The organism is Pseudomonas sp. B7(2017), assembly GCF_002112745.1.
In the GTDB taxonomy this organism is placed as follows: Bacteria; Pseudomonadota; Gammaproteobacteria; order Pseudomonadales; family Pseudomonadaceae; genus Aquipseudomonas; species Aquipseudomonas ekonensis.
On the sequence record NZ_NEIP01000044.1, the window covers coordinates 1 to 1202 of the forward strand.

The window sequence follows — 1202 nt, forward strand, 5'->3', positions numbered from 1 at the left end:
TGTGGGAGATTCTATGGTTGAGGCAAAGCCCTCAGCCTGCTTTCGGTTCATATTCGCTTTGTCCTTTGAGCAGGGCGAATACGATCCGGGCCAGTTTGCGGGCCAGTATCACCAGCGCCTGCGTGGTGCTGAACCCTTTGGCCCGTTGCTCCTCATAAAAACCTTTCCAGGCCGCCGTTCGGCTGGCCGACATGGCGGCGTTGTGCAGAAGCCGACGCGCCTCCGGATCGCCGCGTTTCGTCAGGCTGCGGCGACCGTCCTTCTGCCCCGATTGGGAAACTCGCAAGTCCATCCCCAAAAAGGCGATGAACGCATCGGCACTCCTGAAATCGCCCCGCTGGAACGCCGCGATCAAGCGGGCGCCGGTCAGAAAGCCGATGCCTTCAACTTTCATGCAGCGCCTCAGCAGAGCCAGCAGGCCGGCCTCCTTGAGCTGGTCGTCGATCATCTTCTCGACCAACACCTCAAGTCTCTGCATGGAGGCCACTTGTTCGGCAAAGGCAGTTTTGAGCAGCGGCTCATTCGCCCAACTCTGCACCAGGCCGACCCGTGCCTGAACCAGCGCCGCGCGCCGACGGAAAAGGCTCAGGAGTCGGCGGTACAGCGGCGATGGCGGAGTCCACGGGCGAAGTTCCTCATGTTCGTTTTTCAGGTAACGGGCGAGCAACCTTGCGTCCAGCGCATCGGTCTTGGCGCGAACCTTCACACCCTTGCGGTAGTGGCTCAGTTCATAGCCACCGACCATGTAGATCGTGCAGCCGGCCTCATGGGCCAGATCGGCGAACTCCAGGTGATAGATATTGGTCGACTCAATCGCCACATCGACCGGCCTCGGCAAGCCTTTTAGCCATTTCCTGATGGCTGGCTTGTCGTTGGGAAGGGTCTCGAGCAGATCCGGCTCGGCCTGATAGATCACCAACTCGTTCTTGGCGACATCCACACCCACAATTGGCCTGGAAGCAGAAACCGGCATTGCCATTGAACACCCCCCGAGATATGGTTTTGAGCACTTGAAGGGATCACCCAGGGGCGCAGGCTTGTTCCTATCGTCGGTCGAGCCAGATGCATTCTTTATCGGCGCTTGGGTGAAAGGAGGAAGGGGCGAAATCTCCCACGGTCTGTACTGCGTCAACAGTCAGAATCCAGCCTAGTCCCTCCTCCTCCCTTCAAGTACCAGCATACAAGCCAGCCTGCTGGCGATG

The 1202-nt window shown here is 59.2% G+C and carries 1 protein-coding gene; it reads right to left on the reverse strand.

Translation table 11 applies throughout. The features are described from left to right. Positions 1-31: 31 nt before the first annotated feature. Positions 32-979, reverse strand: coding sequence for a transposase (locus tag CAG29_RS28005; protein ID WP_085586970.1), 948 nt, complete (start codon positions 977-979; stop codon positions 32-34). Positions 980-1202 lie beyond the last annotated feature (223 nt).

Excerpts from the sequence above, each read along its gene's own strand:
- CAG29_RS28005 (WP_085586970.1), bottom strand. The coding sequence starts at position 979 with ATGGCAATGCCGGTTTCTGCTTCCAGGCCAATTGTGGGTGTGGATGTC.